This is a genomic window from Pseudanabaena sp. 'Roaring Creek' (assembly GCF_001402795.1).
Taxonomy (GTDB): Bacteria; Cyanobacteriota; Cyanobacteriia; order Pseudanabaenales; family Pseudanabaenaceae; genus Pseudanabaena.
The window spans coordinates 1-24653 of the sequence record NZ_LIRE01000662.1 but is presented as its reverse complement, the minus strand read 5'-3'; the positions used below and the strand labels follow the sequence as shown (position 1 = coordinate 24653).

The 24653-nt window shown below is 42.9% G+C and carries 28 protein-coding genes and 1 pseudogene; 7 read left to right on the top strand and 22 right to left on the bottom strand.

The genetic code is table 11. The features are described from left to right. Positions 1-11: 11 nt before the first annotated feature. The 7 genes from AC805_RS17830 to AC805_RS17800 all read right to left on the bottom strand — a co-directional run bounded on the left by AC805_RS17830 (position 12) and on the right by AC805_RS17800 (position 6660). Positions 12-191, bottom strand: coding sequence for a hypothetical protein (locus AC805_RS17830; protein WP_009626090.1), 180 nt, complete (start codon positions 189-191; stop codon positions 12-14). A gap of 467 nt (positions 192-658) precedes the next feature. After that, the gene (locus tag AC805_RS17825; protein ID WP_055076633.1) at positions 659-1621 is read right to left on the bottom strand and encodes a hypothetical protein; all 963 of its coding nucleotides are present in this window, start codon (positions 1619-1621) and stop codon (positions 659-661) included. A gap of 213 nt (positions 1622-1834) precedes the next feature. Beyond that, on the bottom strand, positions 1835-3913 hold the full coding sequence (locus AC805_RS17820) for a ribulose bisphosphate carboxylase small subunit (protein WP_055076632.1): 2079 nt from the start codon (positions 3911-3913) through the stop codon (positions 1835-1837). 271 nt (positions 3914-4184) lie between these two features. Beyond that, positions 4185-4493, bottom strand: coding sequence for a EutN/CcmL family microcompartment protein (locus tag AC805_RS17815; protein WP_055076631.1), 309 nt, complete (start codon positions 4491-4493; stop codon positions 4185-4187). A gap of 120 nt (positions 4494-4613) precedes the next feature. Then, positions 4614-4955 carry a carbon dioxide-concentrating mechanism protein CcmK gene (locus AC805_RS17810; RefSeq protein ID WP_009625736.1) on the bottom strand — a complete coding sequence of 114 codons (342 nt, stop codon included), beginning with the start codon at positions 4953-4955 and terminating at the stop codon, positions 4614-4616. A 127-nt stretch (positions 4956-5082) separates the two neighbouring features. Then, positions 5083-5391, bottom strand: a complete 309-nt coding sequence (locus tag AC805_RS17805) for a carbon dioxide-concentrating mechanism protein CcmK (protein WP_009625737.1) — start codon at positions 5389-5391, stop codon at positions 5083-5085. A 522-nt stretch (positions 5392-5913) separates the two neighbouring features. Next, positions 5914-6660 (bottom strand): carbon dioxide-concentrating mechanism protein, encoded by a 747-nt coding sequence (locus tag AC805_RS17800; protein WP_009625738.1) that lies wholly within the window; start codon positions 6658-6660, stop codon positions 5914-5916. A gap of 808 nt (positions 6661-7468) precedes the next feature. On the opposite strand from AC805_RS17800, the gene AC805_RS17795 reads away from it, so the two are divergent. The 3 genes and pseudogenes from AC805_RS17795 (at position 7469) to AC805_RS25745 (ending at position 9294) form a co-directional block, all read left to right on the top strand. After that, on the top strand, positions 7469-8476 hold the full coding sequence (locus AC805_RS17795; protein ID WP_055076630.1) for a PleD family two-component system response regulator: 1008 nt from the start codon (positions 7469-7471) through the stop codon (positions 8474-8476). Between the two features lie 132 nt (positions 8477-8608). Next, positions 8609-9052 (top strand): annotated as a pseudogene (locus AC805_RS17790) (ATP-binding cassette domain-containing protein); the annotation flags it as partial. 92 nt (positions 9053-9144) lie between these two features. Continuing rightward, entirely contained in the window at positions 9145-9294 is a 150-nt protein-coding gene (locus AC805_RS25745) for a hypothetical protein (protein ID WP_156341457.1), read from the top strand. 106 nt (positions 9295-9400) lie between these two features. Here AC805_RS25745 and AC805_RS17785 read toward each other — a convergent pair whose 3' ends face one another. The 11 genes from AC805_RS17785 to AC805_RS17735 all read right to left on the bottom strand — a co-directional run bounded on the left by AC805_RS17785 (position 9401) and on the right by AC805_RS17735 (position 18045). Beyond that, a complete protein-coding gene (locus AC805_RS17785) occupies positions 9401-10075 on the bottom strand; it encodes a hypothetical protein (RefSeq protein WP_055076629.1) in 675 nt (224 codons plus the stop codon). 184 nt (positions 10076-10259) lie between these two features. After that, positions 10260-10610 (bottom strand): DUF5615 family PIN-like protein, encoded by a 351-nt coding sequence (locus tag AC805_RS17780; RefSeq protein ID WP_055076628.1) that lies wholly within the window; start codon positions 10608-10610, stop codon positions 10260-10262. Then, the gene (locus AC805_RS17775; RefSeq protein WP_055076627.1) at positions 10594-10965 is read right to left on the bottom strand and encodes a DUF433 domain-containing protein; all 372 of its coding nucleotides are present in this window, start codon (positions 10963-10965) and stop codon (positions 10594-10596) included. The genes AC805_RS17780 and AC805_RS17775 overlap by 17 nt, the downstream gene beginning before the upstream one ends. 350 nt (positions 10966-11315) lie before the next feature. Next, positions 11316-12299, bottom strand: coding sequence for a hypothetical protein (locus AC805_RS17770; RefSeq protein ID WP_156341456.1), 984 nt, complete (start codon positions 12297-12299; stop codon positions 11316-11318). A gap of 70 nt (positions 12300-12369) precedes the next feature. After that, positions 12370-13275 (bottom strand): HNH endonuclease, encoded by a 906-nt coding sequence (locus tag AC805_RS17765; RefSeq protein ID WP_156341455.1) that lies wholly within the window; start codon positions 13273-13275, stop codon positions 12370-12372. Positions 13276-13680: 405 nt separating this feature from the next. Beyond that, entirely contained in the window at positions 13681-14730 is a 1050-nt protein-coding gene (locus AC805_RS17760; RefSeq protein ID WP_055076624.1) for an NAD(P)/FAD-dependent oxidoreductase, read from the bottom strand. 250 nt (positions 14731-14980) lie between these two features. Beyond that, entirely contained in the window at positions 14981-15229 is a 249-nt protein-coding gene (locus AC805_RS17755) for a DUF4926 domain-containing protein (RefSeq protein WP_055076623.1), read from the bottom strand. Between the two features lie 19 nt (positions 15230-15248). Continuing rightward, a complete protein-coding gene (locus AC805_RS27210; protein ID WP_055076622.1) occupies positions 15249-15581 on the bottom strand; it encodes a DUF6883 domain-containing protein in 333 nt (110 codons plus the stop codon). Positions 15582-15598: 17 nt separating this feature from the next. After that, complete coding sequence (locus AC805_RS17745) at positions 15599-15889, bottom strand: hypothetical protein (protein WP_055076641.1); 291 nt, start codon at positions 15887-15889, stop codon at positions 15599-15601. 176 nt (positions 15890-16065) lie between these two features. Next, complete coding sequence (locus tag AC805_RS17740; RefSeq protein WP_055076621.1) at positions 16066-16965, bottom strand: alpha/beta hydrolase; 900 nt, start codon at positions 16963-16965, stop codon at positions 16066-16068. A gap of 231 nt (positions 16966-17196) precedes the next feature. After that, the gene (locus AC805_RS17735; protein ID WP_055076620.1) at positions 17197-18045 is read right to left on the bottom strand and encodes an ATP-binding cassette domain-containing protein; all 849 of its coding nucleotides are present in this window, start codon (positions 18043-18045) and stop codon (positions 17197-17199) included. A gap of 73 nt (positions 18046-18118) precedes the next feature. Here AC805_RS17735 and AC805_RS17730 point away from each other — a divergent pair, with 73 nt between their 5' ends. Beyond that, positions 18119-19144 carry a hypothetical protein gene (locus tag AC805_RS17730; RefSeq protein WP_156341453.1) on the top strand — a complete coding sequence of 342 codons (1026 nt, stop codon included), beginning with the start codon at positions 18119-18121 and terminating at the stop codon, positions 19142-19144. A gap of 441 nt (positions 19145-19585) precedes the next feature. Here the strand turns inward: AC805_RS17730 and AC805_RS17725 are convergent, their stop codons facing one another. Together AC805_RS17725 and AC805_RS17720 are read right to left on the bottom strand one after the other, a co-directional pair. Then, on the bottom strand, positions 19586-19993 hold the full coding sequence (locus AC805_RS17725) for a hypothetical protein (RefSeq protein ID WP_055076618.1): 408 nt from the start codon (positions 19991-19993) through the stop codon (positions 19586-19588). A gap of 236 nt (positions 19994-20229) precedes the next feature. Then, positions 20230-21318, bottom strand: a complete 1089-nt coding sequence (locus tag AC805_RS17720; protein ID WP_055076617.1) for an Mrp/NBP35 family ATP-binding protein — start codon at positions 21316-21318, stop codon at positions 20230-20232. Positions 21319-21697: 379 nt separating this feature from the next. Here AC805_RS17720 and AC805_RS17715 point away from each other — a divergent pair, with 379 nt between their 5' ends. Next, entirely contained in the window at positions 21698-22033 is a 336-nt protein-coding gene (locus tag AC805_RS17715) for an STAS domain-containing protein (RefSeq protein WP_263363449.1), read from the top strand. Positions 22034-22213: 180 nt separating this feature from the next. On the opposite strand, the gene AC805_RS17710 is transcribed toward AC805_RS17715, so the two are convergent. Both AC805_RS17710 and AC805_RS26500 read right to left on the bottom strand, forming a co-directional pair. Beyond that, on the bottom strand, positions 22214-22657 hold the full coding sequence (locus AC805_RS17710; protein WP_055076616.1) for an Rrf2 family transcriptional regulator: 444 nt from the start codon (positions 22655-22657) through the stop codon (positions 22214-22216). A 46-nt stretch (positions 22658-22703) separates the two neighbouring features. Beyond that, a complete protein-coding gene (locus AC805_RS26500; protein ID WP_190315895.1) occupies positions 22704-22865 on the bottom strand; it encodes a hypothetical protein in 162 nt (53 codons plus the stop codon). A 288-nt stretch (positions 22866-23153) separates the two neighbouring features. On the opposite strand from AC805_RS26500, the gene AC805_RS17705 reads away from it, so the two are divergent. Both AC805_RS17705 and AC805_RS17700 read left to right on the top strand, forming a co-directional pair. Then, the gene (locus AC805_RS17705) at positions 23154-23813 is read left to right on the top strand and encodes a sigma-70 family RNA polymerase sigma factor (RefSeq protein ID WP_055076615.1); all 660 of its coding nucleotides are present in this window, start codon (positions 23154-23156) and stop codon (positions 23811-23813) included. Between the two features lie 19 nt (positions 23814-23832). Further along, positions 23833-24321: a zf-HC2 domain-containing protein gene (locus tag AC805_RS17700; protein ID WP_055076614.1), complete on the top strand. Its 489-nt coding sequence runs from the start codon at positions 23833-23835 to the stop codon at positions 24319-24321. Positions 24322-24653 lie beyond the last annotated feature (332 nt).

Genomic DNA, 24653 nt, shown 5'->3' with positions numbered 1-24653 from the left:
TGAATTTTGGACTAAACAATTTCATATTGCATAGTACTGGCGATCGCGCCCAAGGCTGAGGCGGCGATCTCAGGTTGGTAACCAATAAGCGCGTCTAACGTTGATTTTGCTGGTTGTTTGGGGGCTGCAAGCATAGCAACACCCAAAACTAGCAAGGCGATACTAGATTTGATGCTAAATGTGCTATTCATCTTCATATTCCTCCAACAATGTTGTCCCAACGAGCGCAGTGACTAAAATTTACGTCTTTTTGTTTCCCGAACTTTAGCTGAGTACTATTTATAAACTTGTTACCTAGAGACTAATTGCCAGTTTAGTCATAAAGGGGAAATATAACTAAACTGTATGATAATCGCCTAAGCCATATAAGAATGTAATTTAAGCGTCAGGTTTGCAGTGATTATCATCACATTTAGCAATTATTTCTAACCCCTACAGCATAAAGCCCATAAATAAAGCCCATAAAATTAGAGAGATGCCTTTTCGGGCTACTTCTAAATTTATGGGCTTTATCAAAGCTTGCAAAGCTCTAGGTGGATGAGCTATCTGGATGATTTAATACCAGAACTAAAAATGGCTACGCCATTTTGTGATTTGGTATTAAAGCCAGAGAGCGTACCGCCCGCATAGCGGGCGGTACGCTCTCTGGCTTTCGTTTTTAATTTTGGGGATAGAGTCGTTTGATATAGCGATTAATTTGGGATTGGGCATAGGCTTTAGCCTGTGCTGAATTCACTGCAAGTGCTGACATATCTGCTTCCATCGGCTTTACTTCATCAGGAATTTGCTCAATTTGTTCATTGGTCGAGGTGACAGTTTCTAGCGATCGCTCACCGATCGCTTCCGTAGGAATTTCAACTTGAGTCTCGGTTACTGTCCGTTCAATAGAATTAGCAATCACACTCTCAGGGGTAGCGGTGACGCTAGTATGCAAGTAGGTTTCCGTGGTTGAGCGTTCGATAAAGTTATCAGAGATGGCATCCTCAGCCATAGAGTTAGCCGCATTTTGGGCAATCCCTTTTCTAAATATCGAGCCCTGCATGAACTGATTGCCTAAAGGTTGGCTAGCTAAGGGTTTTGCAGAGGAATAAGTGTGGGTGAAAGAATGATTTGTAGGTGAAGTGGCACTACTGCCCATCTCCAATTCTTGGGCGATCGCAGGGCTTGTTTCTTTTTCCGCCGCACTCTGCTCTAAGCCACTGATCAAGGAGCAAGGAGGGACGATCGCCCCTTTGGCAATCACCGCCCGCACAATGGAACTCGATGCGCCTATGCAGGCTCCTTCTCCGATCTTGCTATTGCCATAAACCAGCACCCCAGCCCCCAAATTTGCCCCAGCCCCAATTTCTAATAATCCATCTTGGGCATGAAGTACAGCCCCCATGCCAATACATGCACCCGCAGCAATGGTAATACGGCTTCCCAAATCAGCTTGAATCAAAACTCCCGAGGCGATCGCTGCATTCTGATCGATTACTACATCCCCACAAACGTAGGAGCGAAAATCTCCGATCGGTTCTAAAGGTGGTAAGTAGTTCGATTGCATTACATTAATTGTTAAATTCTTTAATTCGATGACCTTGAGATCACCTAATACCGAGTTAAGAAATGGCGTAGCCATTTCTTAACTCGAAAACCCTGACTAGGTTTAGTTTTTAATTCACGAAAGTGTGACAACACTTTTGTGAATTGGTATAGCTTTGTAGTCAAACCCGATTTTATATAGGCTTGGATAGAGAACCTCGCTTCGCGAGGCTCTCTAAAATCATCTCTAAAATCATCATTTATTGCGGTTTTCCAATGAGTGTGTACTCATTGGAAAACAAAAACAATCCTACTTAGCAGGGCGTTGGATAATGCCTTCAAATACGCGGCGCTTTGCCTTGGTATCAATACCGAGCAAACGCACGTATTCATCGCCATGTTCCGCCAGACAAGCTTCTAAAGCCCGAATTACTTCAGACTCATTTGCCGCTGCGATCGGTGAGCAGCTATGCCAAGAACTAGTACGGAAATGACGCTCATCCGCATGTTCTGTACCGATACGATAGCCTTGAGACAATAGCTGACGAATCCGCGCCAACATATCCGCGCTGAGTTTGCCAGCAGCACCACCACCGTAGGAACTATTACTAGAGTTACTGACCTTAACCGCCGTCCTTGTTGCGGCAATGGGTTGACCGCCAGGACGATGTACTAGCAATTCCACCACCCGACGTTTTGCTTTGGTATCCACACCCACAAGACGCACATATTCATCACTATATTCAGCAATATAGGACTCTAAAGCAGCGATCGCTGCCGATGGGCTATTTGCAGTGATGGCAGGAAGGGTTTGCCAAGAAGTTGTCCGAAAATGACGCTCATCAGCATGTTCGACACTAATCCGATGACCTTGCGCCAAAAGCTGCCCCACGGTTGTCGATACATCACTGGCAGCACCATTACCATTGCTACTGCGAGGAGCGCTATAACTGGTCGTAGCATTACCGCCGCTGGACTGACCAATGCTCACCGCATTGCCGTCAGCTCGTTGAATGATGGTTTCGACTACACGACGCTTAGCTTTAGGATCGACTCCTACTAAACGTACATACTCACCTTCATGCTCTGCCAAGATATTATTTAAAGCCGCAATAACGCTGGATTCGCTTGAAGCATCGATCGCAGGACCAGTCATCCATGCAGCCGAACGAAAACGGCGAGCATCGGCATACTCAGTACTAATGCGATAGCCTTGGGCAAGGAGTTGGCGTACTTGACCAGCAATATCAGCATTGCTACTGCTAGCTGCGCCATTAGACGAAGCTTTTGGCGCGCTGTAGCTAGGGCTAGCCCCATTAGAGTTGGTGTTACTGATTACCGCAGGCTTGTCGCTAGGACGTTGGATGATAGTTTCGGTAAGACGACGCTTTGCCTTGGGATCTACACCAAATAAACGTACGTACTCGCCTTCATTTTCGACCAGTGCCGCTTGAACTGCCGAAATTACGGTTGAGGCTTCAGATGAGTGTGGAATTGCACAGGATTGCCAAGATCCAGTGCGGAATCGACGCTCATCGGCATACTCCGCCGCGACATGATATCCCTGAGCTAAGAGTTGTCGTATTTGCTGCGCTAAATCCCCAGTCATAGGTTCGTTCCTCTGTGCGTTTGTATTTGTGCTTGGGTATGTACTTGAGTTTGTACTTGAATTTGTAAAATTTTGATTGGTTTGATTAGTTTGATTAAAATCTTGCTTCTTAATTTGCGGGCTAACAGCAGAGTTGCTAATGGGCGGTGACGAATTCTGTTGCTGGCGAATCGGTGTAATGCAGGCAATATCAGCAGCACAGCGATAGCCCTGTCGCAAGGAATCGTTGATACCGATAACATGACTCGCAAAATTTTGGTCTGATTCCCGTACATTCGGTAGCAGATCGGCTTGTTGCTGCGTTGTAATCACTGCACCAGAGGGAACATATCTACCCGCAGGAATTTCTACATCTTGGACGAGAGCATGTAAGGAAATAATACAGCCGTCTCCAACTCGCGCATTAAATACCGTCGAGCGGAACCCAATAAAGCAATTATTGCCAACATACGCGGGACCGTGAATTAACGCCATGTGCGTGATTGAGGTGCTATCGCCAATCCAAACGGAATATTCTTTTCCGTCATCGCCAATCACGCGACCCTTTTCGAGCCCATGAATAACAACCCCATCTTGGACGTTTGTACTATTACCAATGTGAAAAGGATTGCCCTCATCCGCACGAATTGAGGTGCCTGGAGCAATCAAAACATTAGCGCCGATATATACGTCGCCAATTAGATTGGAAAAAGAATGGACGTAGGCGGATGGATCGATTTGGGGTTCTGCCAAATTCCTAGACCAAGGTGTAGGTGGGGCAGCAAAGCTACGAACTACCATAATGAATCTGCACTTCTAAGATTTTTGCCTATATCTCGATTCGCAAAACCTAGACTATAAGAGCTTAAAAGTACTCCTCCAAATAACAACTTAATCAACAACGTTGGAGAAATATTATTGACTAGCGCTGATTGCCGAATATCTAACTTTGAATTAACTTTGAATATTTAGTTCTGATTAGTTCTGAATATTAGGTGGTACTTGCTAATAAATTATTAGTAAATTTTAATGAGTTATTAATAATTTATTAATAATTTATTAATAAAAACCACTATTGCATTCTCTCACTATATTTTTTGCTATAGAGAGTGCGATCGCTCAGGCTCACTGTGTCGATGATCGCAATAACTGCTGCATCAATCGGACGATTCTCGCTGTTCAGCACCTGTCTTGCTCCACTTCCACGGGTGAATAACACCCATTCATCCACGCCAGCGCCAACTGTATCAGTTGCCACTTCATATTCTGAAAGCAACTGCCCTTGCAGATCGACAAGCTGCAAAAGCAGAAACTTGGTTCCAGATAAATTGGACTCCTTATAGGTACTGACGACCGTACCGCAAACTTTAGCGATTTGCATATCGTTATAAGTACGTAACCATAAGTACGTAAATAGGTGTGAATACGAACAAGTCAAGTGCTGGACAAAAGCGATGCTGCTACCCAAGCATAAAAAGCGGCAGCGCTAGTTAAAACCTAACTATGGACGATTCATAGGACGGATAGAGTTAACATTGTCACGGAATTGCTCGACTTCTTCGGTGTAGCGAATAGGTAGAACGTATTCGAGGTTTTCGTGAGGACGAGCAATGATGTGGGTGGAAAGCACTTGTCCGCCGTTTACACGTTTGACAGACTCAGTACCAGCGGCTACAGAAGCTTGCACTTCGGATACGTCGCCACGAACGATTACGGTCACACGACCGCTACCGATCTTTTCGTAGCCAACCAAGGTTACGCGAGCAGCCTTGACCATAGCATCTGCTGCTTCTACAACGGCAGGGAAACCAAGGGTTTCAATCATTCCAACTGCGATCGCCATAATTCATGTTCTCCTAAAAAACAAATAATGAAATTAATGAAAATTTAGTCTTTTGATACCTTTTTTCGAGTGTCTTTTTGAGACAATCTTAAAAAGCATATTTAAAAGGCAACCTTAAAAGGCAAACTTAAAAGGCAAATTGTTCTACTTCTCGCGTATAACGAATAGGTAGCACATACTCTAGGTTCTCATGTGGTCGAGCAATGGTGTGAGTCGAAACAACTTCGCCCCCATTAACTCGATTGGCACCTTCAACACCAGCAGCGATCGAGGCTTTCACTTCAGAGATATCTCCTCTAATGATGACAGTTACCCTTCCGCTGCCGATCTTCTCGTAACCCACAAGGGTGACACGAGCTGCTTTGACCATAGCATCAGCCGCTTCTACAATTGCGGGAAAGCCTCTAGTCTCGATCATTCCAATAGCGATTGGCATAATTTAAGCCAGTATCCTTACGAATCTCTAAAAAACTGAAGTTCTCGCGGTTGTATCTATCAAAAGATGTAGATGCACGAGCGCAACTATTGATCTTAGCTACGATCGGTTCGCTTGAAACATCAAATTTCAAATTTTTAAAACAAAATAAAAAAAGAGATGACGCTTGGCGCACTTTTGCCGCTACTTTTTAGTAGCTGGCTTTTCGCAGCTAATTTACAGATGTTTGGTGACTCCTTGTGGCAATTAATTTCTTAATCAATCATTCAAAATAATCGATAAGTATTTATTACTACGGATATAGCCATTTTAAATCTGAATAATCAGAGAAACTGAATAATATAAATATATTCAACTCTATCTTTATATCTACGATAACGAGTGGCGGTACATTTGACAATATAAGCCGTCATGATAAATCTAAATAATGGATATAATCTTGGCTTATTCCCATTCCCACACTGGATTTGCGGTTAGGAATCTGGTCGGTAATTATTTGCGGTAACTATTTGCGGTCAAGGTTTAGCGATCGCCGATGGCAATGGTTTCCACTTCAGCAATTTCTAAGTTGGGTAATTCGACTAGCTCTCGTTCCTGCTCTTGGAGCGCAATCATCGGAATATTTACGGGTACTGGGGTTTCAATCCAATATTCTGAGGTTGGCAAAGTTTCTTCGAGATCGTCTAGAGGACGAGGAATGATCATGAGAGTATGAAATTCACCAATACGCTCGGCTTCGTACATGCCTGCTTCGATCGCGATCGCCACATCAGCGACATTCCCCCGAATAATCGCCGTACATAAACCCGCCCCAATGGTTTCATAGCCTGCGAGATGCACATCAGCAGATTTCAACATCATATCGGCAGCGCCAACCATCGCTGGAAATCCGCGTGTTTCTAACAGCCCGATCGCTTGGTTGCTGAGGCGACTATAGCGCCCATCGGTCAACTGGCTGAGACGGCTACTAATGGGTAAAATTGCCTCCAAATTTGGATAGGGACGCGGGATCACGATGGTTGACACTAGCTGCCCAAATTCCCTAGCGGTTTCGGCTCCTGCCTCCACAGCCATACGCACATCCGTAATCTGTCCCCTCACGATCGCCGTACAAAAGCCATTGCCGACTTTTTCATATCCTACTAGTCGCACTGTGGCTGATTTGAGCATCATATCAGCCGTGCCCACGATTGCAGGAAAACTAATAGTTGAGACCATTCCCAAAGCACTTCCTGAGAGATCGATTCTTTGAGATGCACTACTAGACATTAGCTAACTACGGTTAAATACTGTGGGTAAATATGGGTGTGTAAATACTCTGGGTAAATACTCTGGGTAAATACTCTGGGACTACAAAAGAGAATTAACAAAAGAGAATTACAAGAATTCCCCAAAATATATAGTGATAGTCAGATGAACTATCTTCACTGTCAATCTTCATTGTATTTTACTCTCTTCCTACTAAAAAATTTGGAGAGCACCAAATAGGTACTACAGCAATTACCGATCAAACGAACCACAAGAAAAATTCTGAAAGCGTTGCGAAGCAACGCTTTCAGAATTTTTCTTGTGGTTCGTTTGATCGGTAATTGCTCTGTAAGTAACGTGAGTTCAGGATAATTTGAAACGGGCTTTGATAATTTGTTTTTTAATTACTAGGACATAAAACCTAAGAGTGGATTGGCGGCGGAGCAACGCCAATCCACTCTTAGGTTTTAATTTATCCTAAGTCAAGTGACCGTAGCTATTGAATAGGTAAATCGGTAAAGTTAGGATTGCCGTATTCGCCATATAAGCATACGCTATTCGCCTAGGTTGGATGTTTTGTGTCTCCTGCCGAACTATTTACCAACAAAGATCGCGGTATTTTCAGGTTAGGGTGGACTATACAAATTTTTGTCCAATCTAATCCCCACAGAAATAAAAATAGTACGACAGCCTCATATCGATCTTGGCGATCTTGCTTGACGGTCTTGGTTATAGATTGAGGCTGATATTGCTTACAGTCTGCTATCTTTTGGTTGAATAATGGTGAATAATCTACTCAATATGTTCAAGATGTCTTGACGCTAGGAAAATGCAACTGCCTGAAGCCATACCTAAAAAAGAGTGCGTTTTAGTCGTAGATGATACGCCGCCTAACTTACACTTGCTAATTACCATGCTAACTCGCAAGGGATATCATGCAAGAGGTGTGGAGGATGGTTACATGGCACTATCAGATATCCATAGCGATCCACCTGATTTGGTGTTGCTAGATATTAATATGCCCCATATGAACGGGTTTCAAGTATGTCAGCAATTGAAGTCCAGCGTGCTGACCCGTGATATTCCTGTGATTTTCATAAGTGCGCGGGACGAAGTATTAGATAAGGTTGAAGCTTTTGCTGTCGGTGGGGTGGACTATATTACCAAGCCATTTCAAATTGCCGAAGTGCTAGCGAGAATTGAGAATCAGTTGACCTTGCGACGATTACAAAGACAGTTGCAAGAACAAAATGAGCGGTTAAAGCAAGAGATTAACAGCAGAATTATTGCGGAAACATTGCTACAAGAAGCTAATGAGAAGTTAGGGCGCTTGGTCAACTTAGATGGGTTGACGCAATTAGCCAATCGTCGGTGTTTTGATGAGTACCTTGAACAGGAATGGCAGAGGTTAGCAAGGGATCAATTGCCACTGTCTTTGATCATGTGTGATATCGATTTCTTTAAAAACTACAACGACACCTATGGGCATGTGGCTGGCGATGACTGTCTCCGCAAAGTATCTTCGGTGATTAAACAATCGGTGCGTCGTCCAGCGGATTTAGCTGCCCGTTATGGCGGCGAAGAATTTGTTGTCGTTTTACCAAATACTGACATAGAAGGTTCTATGGCAATTGCAGAAGTTATTCGTAAGGGGCTAGTGGATTTGATGATTCCCCATGATGATTCGGCAGTTAGTACATTTGTGACCTTGAGTATGGGGGTAACTTCCTTAGTACCTATGGCTGATTCTCATCCTTCGGTACTACTTACGGCTGCTGACTACGCCTTGTATCGAGCTAAAGAGTTAGGACGGAATCAAACCTACCAGATTGGTTAGTCAGATTGTATTAAATGACACGGCAATTGGCGGGACGACAACGATCAACTCTAGGGTTAAATATGCTGTCGTTTACCAGATGACAGCTATTGATGAGGCAGCTAGACGCTAATCCAACTATAGATTTGATAAACCATCGCGCGTCGTCAGAATGGCTATATTTTCCAAGCTCATAACCTGCACCATAGTTTAACGGCTTTGCAAAACGTGAAGATGGGACTGGAATTGCATAATCATCTTTCGCTGCAAGAAATGCGCGATCGCGCGGCTGCCATGCTCGATCATGTGGGGCTTGGCAATCGCTTAGATTATTACCCTGACGATCTGTCAGGTGGACAAAAGCAAAGAGTAGCGATCGCCCGTGCGCTCGTGAGCCGTCCCAAGATCGTGTTAGCGGATGAACCAACTGCGGCGTTGGATAGTAAATCTGGGCGCGATGTGGTGAACTTGATGCAAAACCTAGCCAAGGAGCAGGGATGTACGATTTTGCTGGTCACTCACGATAATCGGATTTTGGATGTCGCCGATCGCATTGTAGAAATGTCGGAACTTATCAACGTAGCCAACCATTTCTGAATTTTTGTGGCGGGAAGCATCCAGAAATGAATCGCCGATAACCTCTCGGAACTCAATATAGCAGCCGACCATTGTTATTTGCCTTAAATCGGTTGGAAGCAGACAACATTAACAAACTTAGTGGGTTTCGGTATAACGTTCGCGATCGCCCGCTGCAAATAACATCGAACTCTAGTCGTAATCTCTTAGCAGTCGGTGTGAATTGGGATTTTTATACTTGGCGATCGCCATCGTCTTTCTGATTTTTCATCATTGATGTGCCAAGGCGATTGCTTCAATGTAGGAGCCTTCCCTGAGATCTCATTTCGCAGTACCACGTAGGAGAAGAGTGCTGAGAGTTTCCTTACCTCACCCCAGATTAGGGCGAGGGGCGATCGCACTGCGTTGCTGTAATAACCAGACTAAACATAGTCCAGTGATGGCAGCATGGAGGATAAACCCACCCAAATATATAAAAATTCTTGGTTCTAGTATAAAGAACGGACTAAATAAATTGAATACAAAGTCAGCATCCCCAAAGAATAGTAAGGGGAAACTACACATCATGCTTATTGGACTAATCAAAAACCATAAGACCGGTTTCCGTCGAGATGCCTGCGTAAAGTGCGGAGATAGAGCTTGCCATTGAACAAAACCAACAATAGCTCCCACGATGACACCGATTGAGAGGCTTTTCAACCAGATAACATTTGAGGCACCCTCCCAAGGTTTCATTTGCCAGATGATTGACATAGCGACCGCACTGTAAGCGATGCTGCCAGTAATCCAGTACTTAATATGAGAAAAGTACTTTCTTAGAACTAAAACTTGAAAGATTCCTATGATCGCCCCAGTTATGATGCCACCTAGCAAGGAGCTAATCAACAAGCCTTCTGAACTGACCATTTTACCCAACCCAGGTGTTGATATGAAAGCAATGGTCGCGACAGCAAGCAAACCACAGGAAACACCGATAAATTCACTGGTTGCTGAAACAATCACCCATATCAGCCAAAACTTCCATAAGATAGGATGTTTATTCATAATATTCTAATTAACACCCAAATCTTACATTGAATTTATCGATCTTGCCTGAGAGTACACACAACTTTTTTAACAGACTCTTTGGATTGGCATAACGGTCTAGTTGAGCCGCCATAGTCAAGCTTTGGCTTTTAGAAATCGCTTTCGATAAGTTGGCTCCAACGCAGTGTTAGGCTTCTGGACTTTAGGAGAAAGGGATAAAAAGAACTTGTCCTTCATATTCTTCGGGTTCGCTACAGCAAATAAATAGCTCTAAATCATCAATAATTTTACCTATGGGTGCTGTCGCAATCACTTCAACAACCCCAGCCATAGGTAATCCTTGATTGATGCGCTCGTATGCATACATCGTAATAGTGGCAACATCATGGGTAAGCAAGATACGTTCCTCGTTAGCAGCCCATTCCAAAATAACTGGATCATCAGTGTGCATCAGCCCTACGTCTTGGACACGAACTAAATCTAGTTTAGGCAAACGTCTCATCAGACCACGCAATATAGCCCCGTTAAAATTTTCGTCAGATAGAAGGCGCATTTTGCCTCGATTCCTTTTGTGACTGACGAGTAAGCAAGCGATGCCTCAGATCGACTAAGTTGTGCTTTTCAGTAAGTTGTTGCCTGAGTTTTTGGGCTTGTTGATTGCGCTGCTCTAAATAATTGTCGATTTCCTGACGATGGTTTAGATAGTAGGCAATCGTACTGTATATGTCTTCTAACCTCAGAACTGAAAATTGAATAGCGATTTCTTCAGGAGTGCAACCATTGTGGTATGTAGCGAGTAGACTATCTAGAGTCACTCGGCTCGAACCTATACGGATACCTCCTGCTTCATCCCAACGTAAAGGGGGAAGGGCGGATTGAAACTTGGGTGGGGCGCTCATTAGGGACATATTGCACCTGAATTGAACTGTATTGTGACATTCTAGCAGGAAGCATTATGCTTTGCCGCATTAAGTGCGATCGCTGATCTTGTAGGTTGGGTTAAGGAACGCAACCCAACTATGAGAAGTCATAACCTCATTGTCGAGTTACTACGCTCTCTCTGACGAAGTGAGAACTCAGATTTTATTAGCGAGGAAATATTAAGGGAAGAAATAAAGGCAATGTTTGGGTCTGTCACCTTGTATGGAATAAAATGTAGGTTGGGTTGAACGAAGTGAAACCCAACAAACTAAGGTAAGGAATAAAAGCAAGGTTGGATTTCGTCACCTCAGCCCAACCTACAAGATCGGCGATCGCACTAGAATGGCAACCCAGGAATACGAATAGGGATTTTGGGTAAAATATCTCTAATGATTTGACCTGCTCCCGCGCTACACTGAAGCTTGAGTTTGGCTGATGCTTGCGAGCCTCTTTCATTAGTAATTGATGCGGACATTGTGTAGTTTCTTGTATCACGACAATCGTTACCACTACAAATACATTTTAAGTTTGAATTTATAGTGCTTTTCCCATTCGGAGATGAAACCTTACCCTGATCGGTTGGCGCACCAATCACATATCCACTAATCTGCCAGTTAAGGGACTTTTTACTCTTGTCAGAATATTCAATAATTAAAGCGGTTGATTGCTCCCAATTGAGATTGCAAACATCCACATCCTTCTGCCCTTCACAGTAAAACGCAGTAATCTTTGGTTTAAGACGCTTCCAGTATTCAGATCTAAGCTTGTCAGCAAAATTCTGACAGTTGTTTCCGACAAGTACATAAGTATCTGTTGATATCCTACACCTGTCTGGCAGCATATTTGGCAAATCACCTAATACATCGTTCATTATGTCGGAGTCATATGTTTCTTGATCAACCACAACAAAGCGTAAAGGTTTGGTTTTTCCACCTTCAACCTCCGTACCTGAATTAATTTGATTGCTGGTATAGCTAAACAGATACCCTTCAGAAATAGGCGCACCACTTCTTGTCCCGTATCCAATGTTGTTGGTTATATTGCCATTGTTACAAAAGAAAAGGTGTTCATGTTCACTTTGTAGATCGACCTTGTCTGCAACACTTCCTGGTTTACCAGGGTTTCCACCAAACAAGTGCCTCTTTGCAAACACGGCATACTGATCGCTCTTGCTGCAAACAGATTGCGATACAGGATATGCACAAACTGGAATAGCTAAAACAGCATGAGTGCAAACTACTGCAAACCCCGCGATAACATTCAGAAATGTCTTCATATTCTTTATAGGTAAATCTGTCAAACCCTTAAATAGCTTTCCCATGAATCTAAGTAGGCTAACGGTTCGGGTCAGCGGTTGTCCAGATCTTTGCATCCAATCCAAGCGGCTTCGGTCAATCCGCTGCACCTGAATTGTTAGGATGCTGAAGGCTTTTAGATGTGGAATTTTGCCGAAATAGCTCATAATGCTTCGTCAAAGCTACCGAGTCTGGTCGTACGTTTTTTTGTTGTGGCAAAGATATAGTTCGACCTTCGTATTTTACATAGGACGTAGCCGATAATTGGGAAGAAATCACAATTTTATAAGTCTCAGGATGAATAGATAATAAGTGCAAGTCAAAGAGAGTATGTATATCTGCTCTTAGTAAGAGACCGTTAGCTACATGGTTAGTTCTATCACCTTTATACGAAATGATATGTGCTGCTTCAAGGGCTGGTTCAGCATCACATCTTGTCACTTGACACTGATAGTTATAAACCTCTAATAATTTACGACGAAATTCTGCTTGTCCTTGTCGCTGCACAATCGAAGTTATTACTCGTTGTCTTGCATCTTCAATGTTGTCAGCATCAAAATATCCTTCAGCTTCAATTAACGAACGCTGCTCGAAAAGTTCAGGCTGTTCGTATCCCGATACTGTTGAAGTAGATTTTAGGGAAAGCGGATAAGCTTCTTTTACGAGAAACTCAGCAACTTCCTCTAAATTATCAGATGGTGCAAGCTCAAAAAAGAAAGGGAAGTTCTTTTCCCAAGTACTATTGATCTTTGCTCGCTTTTGAAGATTGATCGTACTTGGAACTTGAAAATCTAAATCTGGTTCAGCTCGAAAGTAAATTCTTAAATTTGGACTATTTTTCCGATGGTAAAGAAATACAAAGCGATTGCCTGTTCGATGAAAGATTGCACAGGTATTTTTTGCCTCTTTACGGTCAATGCCCAAAATTCGCTCTTGCATTAAGCTAAGCAGAGCGTCACAGGTTGTTTGTGACTCAAAATGGCTATCTTCGTGGCTTGTCACAACTCACCCACAATGCTTCAATATCGGCACTTTAATTATGTTGCTTTATTTTGTGATCGCCAAGACCCTTAGAGAGCTATAGCGTTGCTTCATACAGATAACTTTCAAGCACCTGTCGCCACCAGAAGATTAAGCCGCCTAGCTATGTATTAGACGGAAAATTTCTATCTAATCTGACTATAGGGGATATAGGCTGAAAGTCAAATTTCTGGCTAATCACCCTATATGTCACATTATACGAAAACTTTCTGCCTAAATACCCCATACGTTATGTTATGAAGAAACTTTCTGAATAATCACCCAAATATCGTGTTAGCCCGACTAAATAAGCTTGGCGCATTAAGTCCAGTCGTCCTCTAATGCATCATCTTGACCTGTTGTTAGCAACGGATTTTTACCGCTCACTTACAATTCTATTTTTCCACCACTGAACAAATGGAAACCCTTCATAAATACTCCTTTCCACCATAATCCGAAATTACTAGTAATTTGATTTTCTGGTTTGTTTCTTTCTTCCGAACTTTCGCCTTTCTCTTTTGCAATAGCTGCCCTTGTTATTTGAAAATTGATTTTCTTTTCTTCTGTCAGTTCATTCGTAAACAAACTACACAAGGCTTCCGCATCTAACATTGCTAAGCTGATACCTTGCCCGCCAGGACCATAAGGATGAGCCGCATCGCCTATCAAAAACAGTCTGTCGTTGAACCATTTGCTTGGCAAATTGCCGTTGTAAACAGGCTGATGATACAAAATGGTTTTGGGATTGGCTTTAATCTCTTGAAAAACTTGTCGCAGATGAGGCGTCCAACCTTTTGCTCGCTCGGCTATTCTCTCGAACACCTCTTTGTCGCTTATGGCTTTTGCTTCCGCTTCACTCATGTGTATATGTGCCCACAAGAAATTATTGTTGCAAGTATCGTCTGGGCTTATTTTTCCGATAGAACCAAGGCCGATGTTGCCATTAAGAATATTAAATAAAGACATTTCTATTTTCTCATCGCTTGGATAAATGAAACCAAGCCCCAAGTAACCTGCATATCGCTTTTCAGAAGTACCGCCCGCATTTAACAAACTTCTTACTTTAGAGCCTACACCATCTGCACCTACTAGATATTTTCCTTGAATTTTCTTCCCGTCACTTGAAACTGCAACTACGTTATCAGCATTTTCAATGACGTTGTCCAACTTATATTTGTAGATGATATTTATTCCCAACTCATTGATACGTTCACGCAACTTTTCAAACACAGCCAATCGGGTTACGAGAATTGCAGGACTTGCATCTTTTTCATTTTTTACGTCAAACTTTATGTGTTTTGTGCCAAAGTACATCACCAACTTTTCTGTGTTTTCGCCAATATTGTGAATGCCAATTTTCTCAAGAACCCGAACGCCTTTAGCGGAAATCCTTACGCCGCTTGTAACTCCGCCAAAACTTTCTCTGGCTTCAAGCACTATGCAAGGTATTTTTTTTCTCAGCGAGCTGAATGGCAAGACTCAGGCCGGCAATGCCCGCACCAACTATAATTATCTGGTCTTTGTTACTTCCACTTATCATATTATTACCTCAGGGTATCTGTATTTATATCGTCTGACTGGCCGCGCCAGAATGATTGCTAACGTTCCCAATCACCCGCCGCAGATAACCTCGAACGCTCAACAGATAACCTCTCGGCGGTCGGGTGCATTGGGGTTGTTGTGCCGCTTATACCGTAACCATTTCAGCTTTTGTATCGGGTGGTACTGGCTCAAAATGCAGAACCATGATTTGCTCTGGACGCAACCCTAAAGACTCGTAGGTACGCCCATTGCGATCACTGAATTCAACTTCAAATGCAGCACCCTCCGCAAGCGTCTCAACGACTGTTCCAACCTGCCCACGCCATAAATTGCACTGAGGAAGGTCAACGATTAGGGCGACAACATCTAGTAACTTGACTGCATTATTTATCATGCTTGATTACCTCTACTGATTACAGAGGATAACAGGTCGTTAATTTTGGAATTTCTGAACCATGCTCAATGATCCAGCCACTCCGAAGGGTTGCACTTCTATTTTGCCATTCGATTGTGAAATCCAGAGTGTAGCGTTGCCCAAACTCATCTCGTCTTCCCAACTGGGCTTCTTGAACTTTGACGATCTCAAGCAGCATTTGACGTAACTCTCCAGCATTATCAGCCGTCATTCCAAGAATTGACGAAAAAAGCCGTGCTTTGTGCTTGCCATCGTCATGTTTTGAATTAAGGCAGTAGTCACGAAGTTTACGAATATCAACAATCGCATTCTCTGAATTTGGAATGAGCATTTTGGAGCAGCACTATGTCACAACCGGCTGTTGCACTTGAGTCTTTGCCAAATAGTCCCCGCTTCTGATCTAGTCGCTACCCAACCTAATGGTAAATCGGCTAACTGCATTACAGAGTGATCGAGTTCGACAATTCTTTTAAGCGCCACAACTTTAGCATTAGACTCACCAATTATCTCACCTGTATGGAATTGCCAAGCACCATCTTCTTCATCATGACTGACATACAAAATTGTCTCGCCATTCAATACCTGATGAGTTGTGAGAACGGCTACATTTGGCGGATCATTAAACAGCCAATCACTCATAAGCACAAAACTTGAAATCATGATTTCCTAAGATAGCGCATCCTACAGATAATGCTGATGAACCGCCCTACTAGTAACTCAAGCGGCACAACGTTTGAACTCACCCGCCTTCATTGACTTTGGATACCAGGGATAGCCTAACATAGAGTCGGGTGCAGTGATTTGTTATGTTGCTCTTACCTCAGGCTACGATTAAAGAAATCTGAGACTTTCTCTACATAAAGTTTCGGGTCTGTGTTATAGCTCTCTGGATGTTCTTTGGCGTTGGTTTCCCAATATTCTGCTTTTGGATAAGCTTCTTTGAGTTTGTAGGCATTTTCAACAGGAGTGTAGGGATCAATCTTGCTATGAATAATCAAAACAGGACGAGGTGCAATCTTACTGATTTCCTGCACGGGCTTAGACAATGTGGGATCGTACCCAGTGAACAAGTGACCAAACATCATCGTAGAAGGCAAAAATATCTCTGGTAAGCCCGAAGCGGATTGCCAATGTTTTTGCATAATCGGGTAAACCTCAGCGTAGCAACTATCTATGACAATTGAGGCAATGTCGGCATCATCGGCAGCTGCTCCGATGACACTGGCAGAACCCATTGATACTCCCAAGACCCCGATTTTCTGAGGTTTGAAACCCTTTTGCTTGAGCCAGTTTACAGCAGCGACAATATCATTACGCTCTGTGATGCCAAAGGTGAGCCGTGAATCTGAACTTTGTCCATGTCCTCGCAAATCTATCATCAGAATAGAAAAGCCTTGACGATTCATTTCTGCCCCAAACTCAGAAAACTTACCTGCAAACTCAAAAGTGCGGCTAGAGTTTAAGCCATGCACTAAGATTAAGACTTTATCGGATTTTTGAGATTTAATGTACCAGCCTGCTATCTCTTTCCCATCAGATGTCATTATCTTCACTTCTTCAGGCTTAGAGTTAAAAACAGAGATTTTCTGTGGGTCAAATATCCTTTTTGCCGTAGAAAGTTTATCACCTGCGATCGCAGAAATACCAAGATAAGCAACTACTCCAATGGATAGGATACTAATTCCAAAAATAGTAGTTACTTTTTTGATTTTCATAAATCATTGCTGCTTCGTTTTTGTTGCGACATAACTATGTATTAGACAGAAACTTTCTGTCTAATCTGACTATAGGCGATTTAGCCCGAAAGTCAAACTTCCGCCTAATCACCCTATATGTCACGTTATACGGAAACTTTCTGCCTAAATACCCCATACGTTATGTTATGAAGAAACTTTCTGAATAACTACCAAAATGGCGTGTTAGCCCCACTAAATGATCCTGACGCATTAAGTCCAGTCATCCGATGATTCACCATCTTGACCTGAACTTGTATCTCGTCTTAATAAATCATCAATCTCTTGCCAATTAACTAGACTCGCCTCAGCATCCTGCACTAATTCTCCCTTATGCAGACAAATAAGCCGATCGCACCATGTTTGCACTAGATCAAGTTGATGATTAATCATCACTACGGTTACAGGTTGAGGTAATTGAGTTAGCTCGGTTAAGGTATCTAATAGCAAATGGGATAAACCTCGATCTAAGGCAGAAGTTGGCTCGTCCAGCAAGATGACCTCTGGCTCCATAATTAAAGCTCTGGCGATCGCGATCCATTGCCTTTGCCCGAGGGATAACTCTAGCTCTGAGCGATTGAGCAACTTGCGATCGATTTGCAGTTTATCAATCCATTTTTGCGATCGCGCTTCAATTGCGCTCGGAGTAAAATTTTGCAATTGCAAAGGATAGGCGATCGCTTCCTGAACCGTCATCCCTAATAAGCTCGGCTCCTGCGGCACAAGCACAACCAGTCGTCGCAGGGTTTGAATGGGAAGTTCTTGAATATTTTTGCCGTTTAACAAAATCATCCCCACCGATGGATCGATTAAACGATTGAGCAAGCGTAAAAATGTGGTTTTCCCCGATCCCGTTGCCCCAATTAATGCGGTTTTGTTACCCTGTGCGATCGCTACGGAAATACCTGTCAAAAGTGTGCGAAATTTAGTTTGGTAACTAATTTGCTGCATAGCGATCGCTACATTATTGGCGATCGGCATGGATGTCAATGAAACCTTTTGCATAATGTCAATGTCTTTGCGATTAGCGATCGAGAAATTGGGACGCACCCTCCAATTCATTAAACCCTGTCTCAAGCGAAATTAGAGAGAACAATCACATATGTATATATGGAATCTTTTTCAAAAATTTTCTATGAAAATTTTTAGGCTACCTCTTCAAAAGCGACTTGCTCTTTTCTTTACAGGTTTATGCATATTTGCTTTAGCTACTCCGCAACTTGCACCAGTATCCGCTCAAAGCGTCCAAGCAACCGTGCAGGAAATCCTTGATGGCAATCAAGTGTTTATTCAAAATAGACGTGCATCGGTCAATGATATAGCCAACCAGCAGCAACAAGTACGCACGGGCGATTCTCGCACAGCACTCAAGTTTAATTCTGGGGCTGTGGCGCGTCTGTCCGCGAATTCGGTACTAACCATCGGTCAATGTGCTCGCCTGCGACAGGGGACGATTTTAATTAATGGGGCGGTGAATGCTTGTTCCTCATCGATTACAACGGGAGTGCGCGGTACGACTTATTTATTGACCGTCGATACATCAGGAAACCAGATGGTCAAAGTATTAGAGGGAGAAGTTGTCGTTAAGCGTAGCGCTAATCCTGAAGTTGAGCCAGAAACGAAACCAACCACAAAACCTACAAATCCAAAACCCACAAATCCAAAACCTTCGATCAATTCTGCATCAACTGAGACGGATAGCGGAACTTCGGTAACTCCTAAAGTTAAGCAGTTTTCGGCACCACCAACGGCTCCCTCTGGCAATAACGGTAACAGACCAATTCTCCCCCAAACCAATCCTCAAGACAGTCAGCCGCTCGATCCTCTAAACGGGCAGTTGCTCAATGACAAACCCATACTCAAAGTCGATCCGAATCTAAATGCTGGTACTCAGCTATCTGAGATTGTTTTAAAAGCTGGTGAAAAGGTCGAGGTCGATCCGATCGGAGCTTTAGGGATAATCCAAAAGTTAACTGAAAATGAATTCGTTCAACTACTCCAAAGCGAGTTGTTTAAGGGCTTTACCAATCAAATCCCTGGGATTGATAAGGTGCGAGATGTTTTTAATGGTTTATTCCCTGGCGCAAATTTCCCGATTTCACTTCCCAACATCCCAACACCAAATATTCCCAGTATTCCGATCCCAAGTTTACCGTTTTAATTACATTTAAATTTTATAGTCATAGCATATTTACGATATGACAAACATGAAATAGAGTTGCGGTGCAAAGCACTGCAACTCTATTTCATGTTTGTCATATCGCAGTCCTAAATCTTTTGTAGATTATTGGGTTTGTGGAAGCGCTGACGCTTCTACAAACCATTTAGGATTGCCATATCATCAAAAGAATAGATGCGATCCAATGAATAAGAATTAAAGGTGCATGGTGAAGTCGCACATCACTTAACTGATTACCATAGAGGAAAATCTTTAGCAAGAATAATCCGCTTCATAGTAAATTTTCGTAATATTACAGCAATTATCGATCAAACGAACCACAAGGGAATTTTTGAAAGCGTTGCGAAGCAGGGCTTTTAAAAATTCCCTTAGTTTAGGTTTGAGCGCAAAGCGCTGTAAAGTGCAAAATAGGCGATCGCTTAATTAGAGAGGCAATTCGCGCTGAAGGATAGCAAATAACTCCCGCGCGTGAAACTCAGTTACATCGAACGCACGCAAATTGCGCCCGAACTCACTGTAAACGTATGCGTTAGAACATTCAAAGCAAAGCGTAGTTGTAAATAAAAGCCCTTCCCGATCGTAAAATGCCAATCCCCAAGGTGGCATGTGACATCTTGCCGATTCGCCTAAAGAGAGACCTTTAAATAATCGGACGATATTTTGTGCCTCTTTACCATCAAACGATCGACGGTCTCGAACATCATTACAGAAAGACTCAGTCCAGCCGTCTTCAGGAATAATAGTTTGCCCGTCTAGCCTGAACAAATCAACCCGAACTGCCTTATCAATAGGAACTTCCCAAGCAGGAACTTTCCAAAAGCTCGTACTCATGCAATTAATCCTAATGAAATAGGGACTCGTACTAAAAATAGTTTTAATACTCTACTAAAAATATTGTTTGAACGAGTGTCCCCTGTGTCGCCAAATGTGATGGGACAAATCAATTCTTGGGTTTTGATTTGTCCCAAGATTAAGTGACTGTAGCCATAGCATGGACATAAGCGACATAGACTGAAAGTCAAATTTCTGTCTATATCCCCTATATGCAAAAAAGGAGCATTTTATCCCTAAAGAGAGTGATTATCTTGGATTTTAGCGGCGATCGCCTTAGCAATCTCCCTTAAAGCTTTCGCTGATGCCGACTCTGGATGACCTAAGACAATAGGCACACCGCGATCGCCACCTTCACGCAGACTAATTTCTAGGGGGACACAACCGAGCAGATCTACACCCAGCTCATCGGAAGCCTTCTTGCCACCGCCAGAGCCAAAAATATCGTACTGTTTGTCGGGCATATCGGGGGGAATGAAATAGCTCATATTCTCGACAATCCCTAAGACAGGAATACCCATATTTTGAAACATCTTCAAACCCTTACGAGAATCCAAAAGGGATACAGTCTGGGGAGTAGTCACGATGACGGCTCCTGCAAGGGGAACAGATTGAGTAAGCGTTAACTGTGCATCCCCAGTTCCAGGAGGCATATCCACAATTAAATAATCTAGTTCGCCCCAGTTAGCTTGATAGAGAAACTGCCGAATCACCCCATTAAGCATCGGACCGCGCCAAACTACGGGCTGATCCTTAGCGATTAAAAATGCCATCGAAATCATTTTTACACCATAGTTAAAGGCTGGCTCCACCACATCCGCGCCATTTTCCGCCTTAATTACCTTGACCTGTGCTGCTTCCATCCCCAACATTACGGGGACATTTGGACCGTAGATATCTGCGTCAAGAATGCCCACCTTGGCACCCATATCAGCTAGGGCGACCGCCACATTAACCGCTACCGAGGTTTTACCGACCCCCCCTTTCCCGCTGGAAATTGCCAGAACATACTTGACTCCTTCAATACCCTGCAAAGTATTGGTTGGGGCGGCTGGGGTAGCGATCGCAGGACTATTCGCGATTACTTTTACCCAGACATCGGTAACGGAAGCGATCGCCTTAATCGCTGTCTTACATGCTTGAATCAAAGGATCGCGTTTGGGGCTGTTGGGATCGCTCAACAATAGGGTGAAACTAACTACCCCATTGGACTTAATCGCAATATCGCGCACCATATTCAGATCGATAATACTTTTTTGGCGATCGGGATCGACAATGGGGGTTAGCGCTCGTTGGATCGCCTGAATATCAAGTAGATCGGTCATAGGTTTTAGAGATTAAAAAATAAAAAATTTTACTTACAGGATTTTATAGAGTTGTGAGGATGACAAAATGCAGTCAAAACATTGGCTAGTATGACTTTTACTGCATTTTTAGATTTGTTATCATCACAAGATGCTATTGCCTTGCCAAGATTTCATTAAAACCTAAATAAGAGCCAAAATAATCGATAAAGACTTATGCTTATGGGGAAACATCCTAGGATGTTGTTAAATTATTACTCTAAGTACCTCAGCAGAATTAAAATCCAGATATAAAACCTGCGGCGCATGCTGCGGGTGCACCGCAGGTTTTAGGGTTTTATATTTAATTAAGCCCACTTACTTATACCCCTGCAATTACCAAAATCAGTAGCTCTTTAAGATCAAAAACACTATGAGCAATCAAGTAAAAATTATGCAGCCTTCAGGAAGACTTGATGTCACAACGGCGGCTGATTTTCGACGACAAGTCAACGATATCGCCTCGGCTCCAACTCCACCTCAATACTTATTAGTCGATCTTCATGAAATCACTTTTATGGATAGTTCGGGTCTGGGGGCATTGGTTTCCGCGTTAAAATCAATTCGTAACAGTAATGGGGATATGGTCATTTGCGGTGCTAACGATCAAGTGCAGATGCTTTTTGAACTCACAAGTATGACTAAGATTTTCAAAATCTATACAACCATTGACGAATTTAACGCCACCTTAAGTTAACGTCAGTTTGGGTTAAGCTGGCAAAATTTCAAAGCCCAAAAGTAAAAGCCTTGCGTAGCAAGGCTTTTACTTTTGGGCTTTGAGGAAGGGTTTGCTTAGCAAACCCTTCCTCAAAGCCCGTTTCAAATTATTTACAAACCAAAACCCGTAAAGTTGCGCCCCTACGGGACGCAGCTATACTTAAATGATAAATCCCGCACTTTGTCCTTGCGATGCCTGCCAACTGCGAGCATCGTAATACAGGTCTTCTAAACAAATGCTATAGAGAGCATCCTTTAGCTTGCGATCCAGTCGTTGCCAAAGTGCAAAGGTCACCCAATCGGCAGCAAGTTTTTCCTGTGGCTTTAGCCTAGGCAAGGGATAAGTATCTTCGCCTACGGCGGTTAAAATTTCGCCTAGGGAAATATTTTTAGGCGATCGCTTTAATCTATAACCGCCTTGAACACCCCGTACGGATTCGACTAAATCAGCTTGCCGTAAGGCTATCAGGATTTTTTCTAAATATGGCGCAGGAATAGATTGGCGATCGCTAATTTCGCGAACTGAAGCTGGCTTGCGTTTTGCCCAAACCACCAGATCGAGCATCGCCTTCACACTGTAATGACCTTTTCTGGTTAGTTTCATCGATTCTCAACCTGCAAACAGAGAAGGTGCAAAGAGTATTCTCTGCTTATGATTGCCAAAACTCCTGAATAGCTGAAGACAAATCGACAGGAGCGGGCAACATCTCGCCACCACGCCAATCTAGTACCTGTACCAGAATCAAGTACCCTAAGCCCAAAATTACGGCGACAATGCCCGTAAAAACTGATATCCACTGCGATCGCTGCATAAGTAACTTTAAGTAAAAAAACAGATCGAAAATCTAAGGAAATCTATGAATTAGCAAAAATACACAAACTAACTGCTATTATCCCTCTTGAAATATCTTTAGTATCGATATTCAGCTAATTTAGTTAAAATCTAAAAACTTTGCCTTAGCAAGCTTAAGCTATATATCGAGCAAAGCTCTATTTTGATAGGAACAAACTTTCTCATTCTTCGTCCTAACACTTGAATACAGAAGACACAGACAATTGCAGTCTAGTGTAGATTTAAGTCCAGTAGGAGCGAGTAATTGATGAGCTACAGCCTATCTTGGTCAAACAGCATCGGAGTGTACGCACCCTCCAACCCCGTGTCCGTTGATAAGCTCCCCATCGTTGAATTGGTGCAAATGTGCCAAACAGAAGCGCAAACTAATCGGTCTGCGTTTGCAGAACTTATGCGGCGTAATCAATCCTACGTCGATCAGGTTTTGTATAAGCTCGCTCCCGACTGGCAAGATCGCGCCGATCTCGCTCAAGAAGTTTGGTTACGCGTTTATCGAAATATCAAGCGTTTGCAAGAGCCAGAAAAATTTCGTGGTTGGCTCAGTCGGATTGCCACTAATTTGTTTTATGACGAATTACGCAAACGCAAACGGGTTGGCGGTTCGGTTTCGCTTGATGCACCATTTATGTCTGGTGATGGAGATGAAATGAGCTGGGACTTGCCCAGTGCCGCCCCCAGTCCCATTGAAAATATGTCTACGCAGGAGTTTTATGAAGAACTGCGTCGAGCCATACAAGATCTACCTTCTAGCTTCCGTGAAACTATTGTTCTCAGGGAAATCCAAGGTTTATCCTATGAAGAAATTTCAGAAATAACTGGTGTATCGCTTGGTACAGTAAAATCACGCATTGCTAGAGCAAGATTGAAATTACAGGCGCAATTACAACCCTATCTGTCTAATATGTAACGAGGGGTGTATTGAAGTTATGAGTGCTAACCAAATTTTTAATAGTTCTATGATTATTCCCGAGGAGCGCTTTGAGTTACTAAGTGCATATATAGATGGTGAAGTAACTGAAGCGGAAGAGCAGTTAGTCGAACAATGGCTGGCTGAGGATGTTGATTTTCGTCGTCTTTATCAGCAACAATTAAAGCTGCGACAATTGCTAATTGATTTACCTGTCCCCGTTGCCGCCCATTCATCTGTGAAAAAAGAAACAGATGTAATGATTAATCGCGTCTTTTCTGAAATTGACAAGCGATCGCAACGCCGCAAATGGAAGTTAGCTGGTATTGGTATATCGGTTGCGGCAATAGTCGGTGTATTTGGCTCGATGTTTACCTTAAACTCTAATCCTCAATTTAGTCCAGTGGCAAACAGTATCAAGACTCCTGCGCAGGTAAAAGAAGAACCCATTATTATTGCAATGGAAGATCCGCTCGTCCCTTTGCCTAAGTCGAAGAGTTCCAAATAAAAGCAAAGGTTTGTAATTGTACCTTTGCGGAAAAGACAATAAGTTCGATTTACCTAGAGTCAAAAGCTGTAGCACATGCGCAGCGTTCGCTACAGCTTTTGGGATTTTATATTTAATTGCACTTAAATACTTAGAAATAATCCAGTTATACGAATTCCCAAAATGGCATTACTATTTTGGGAATCTCCAAACCTTACAGGGTTTGTCTTTTGTCTTCTATAGCTATAGCCATATAAGTTAAGACATAAAATCCAGAAGAGTGTTGCGGCGCTTCGCGCCGCAACACTCTTCTGGGTTTTGTTTTTGTCCTAACATAACTGGCTACTGCTATA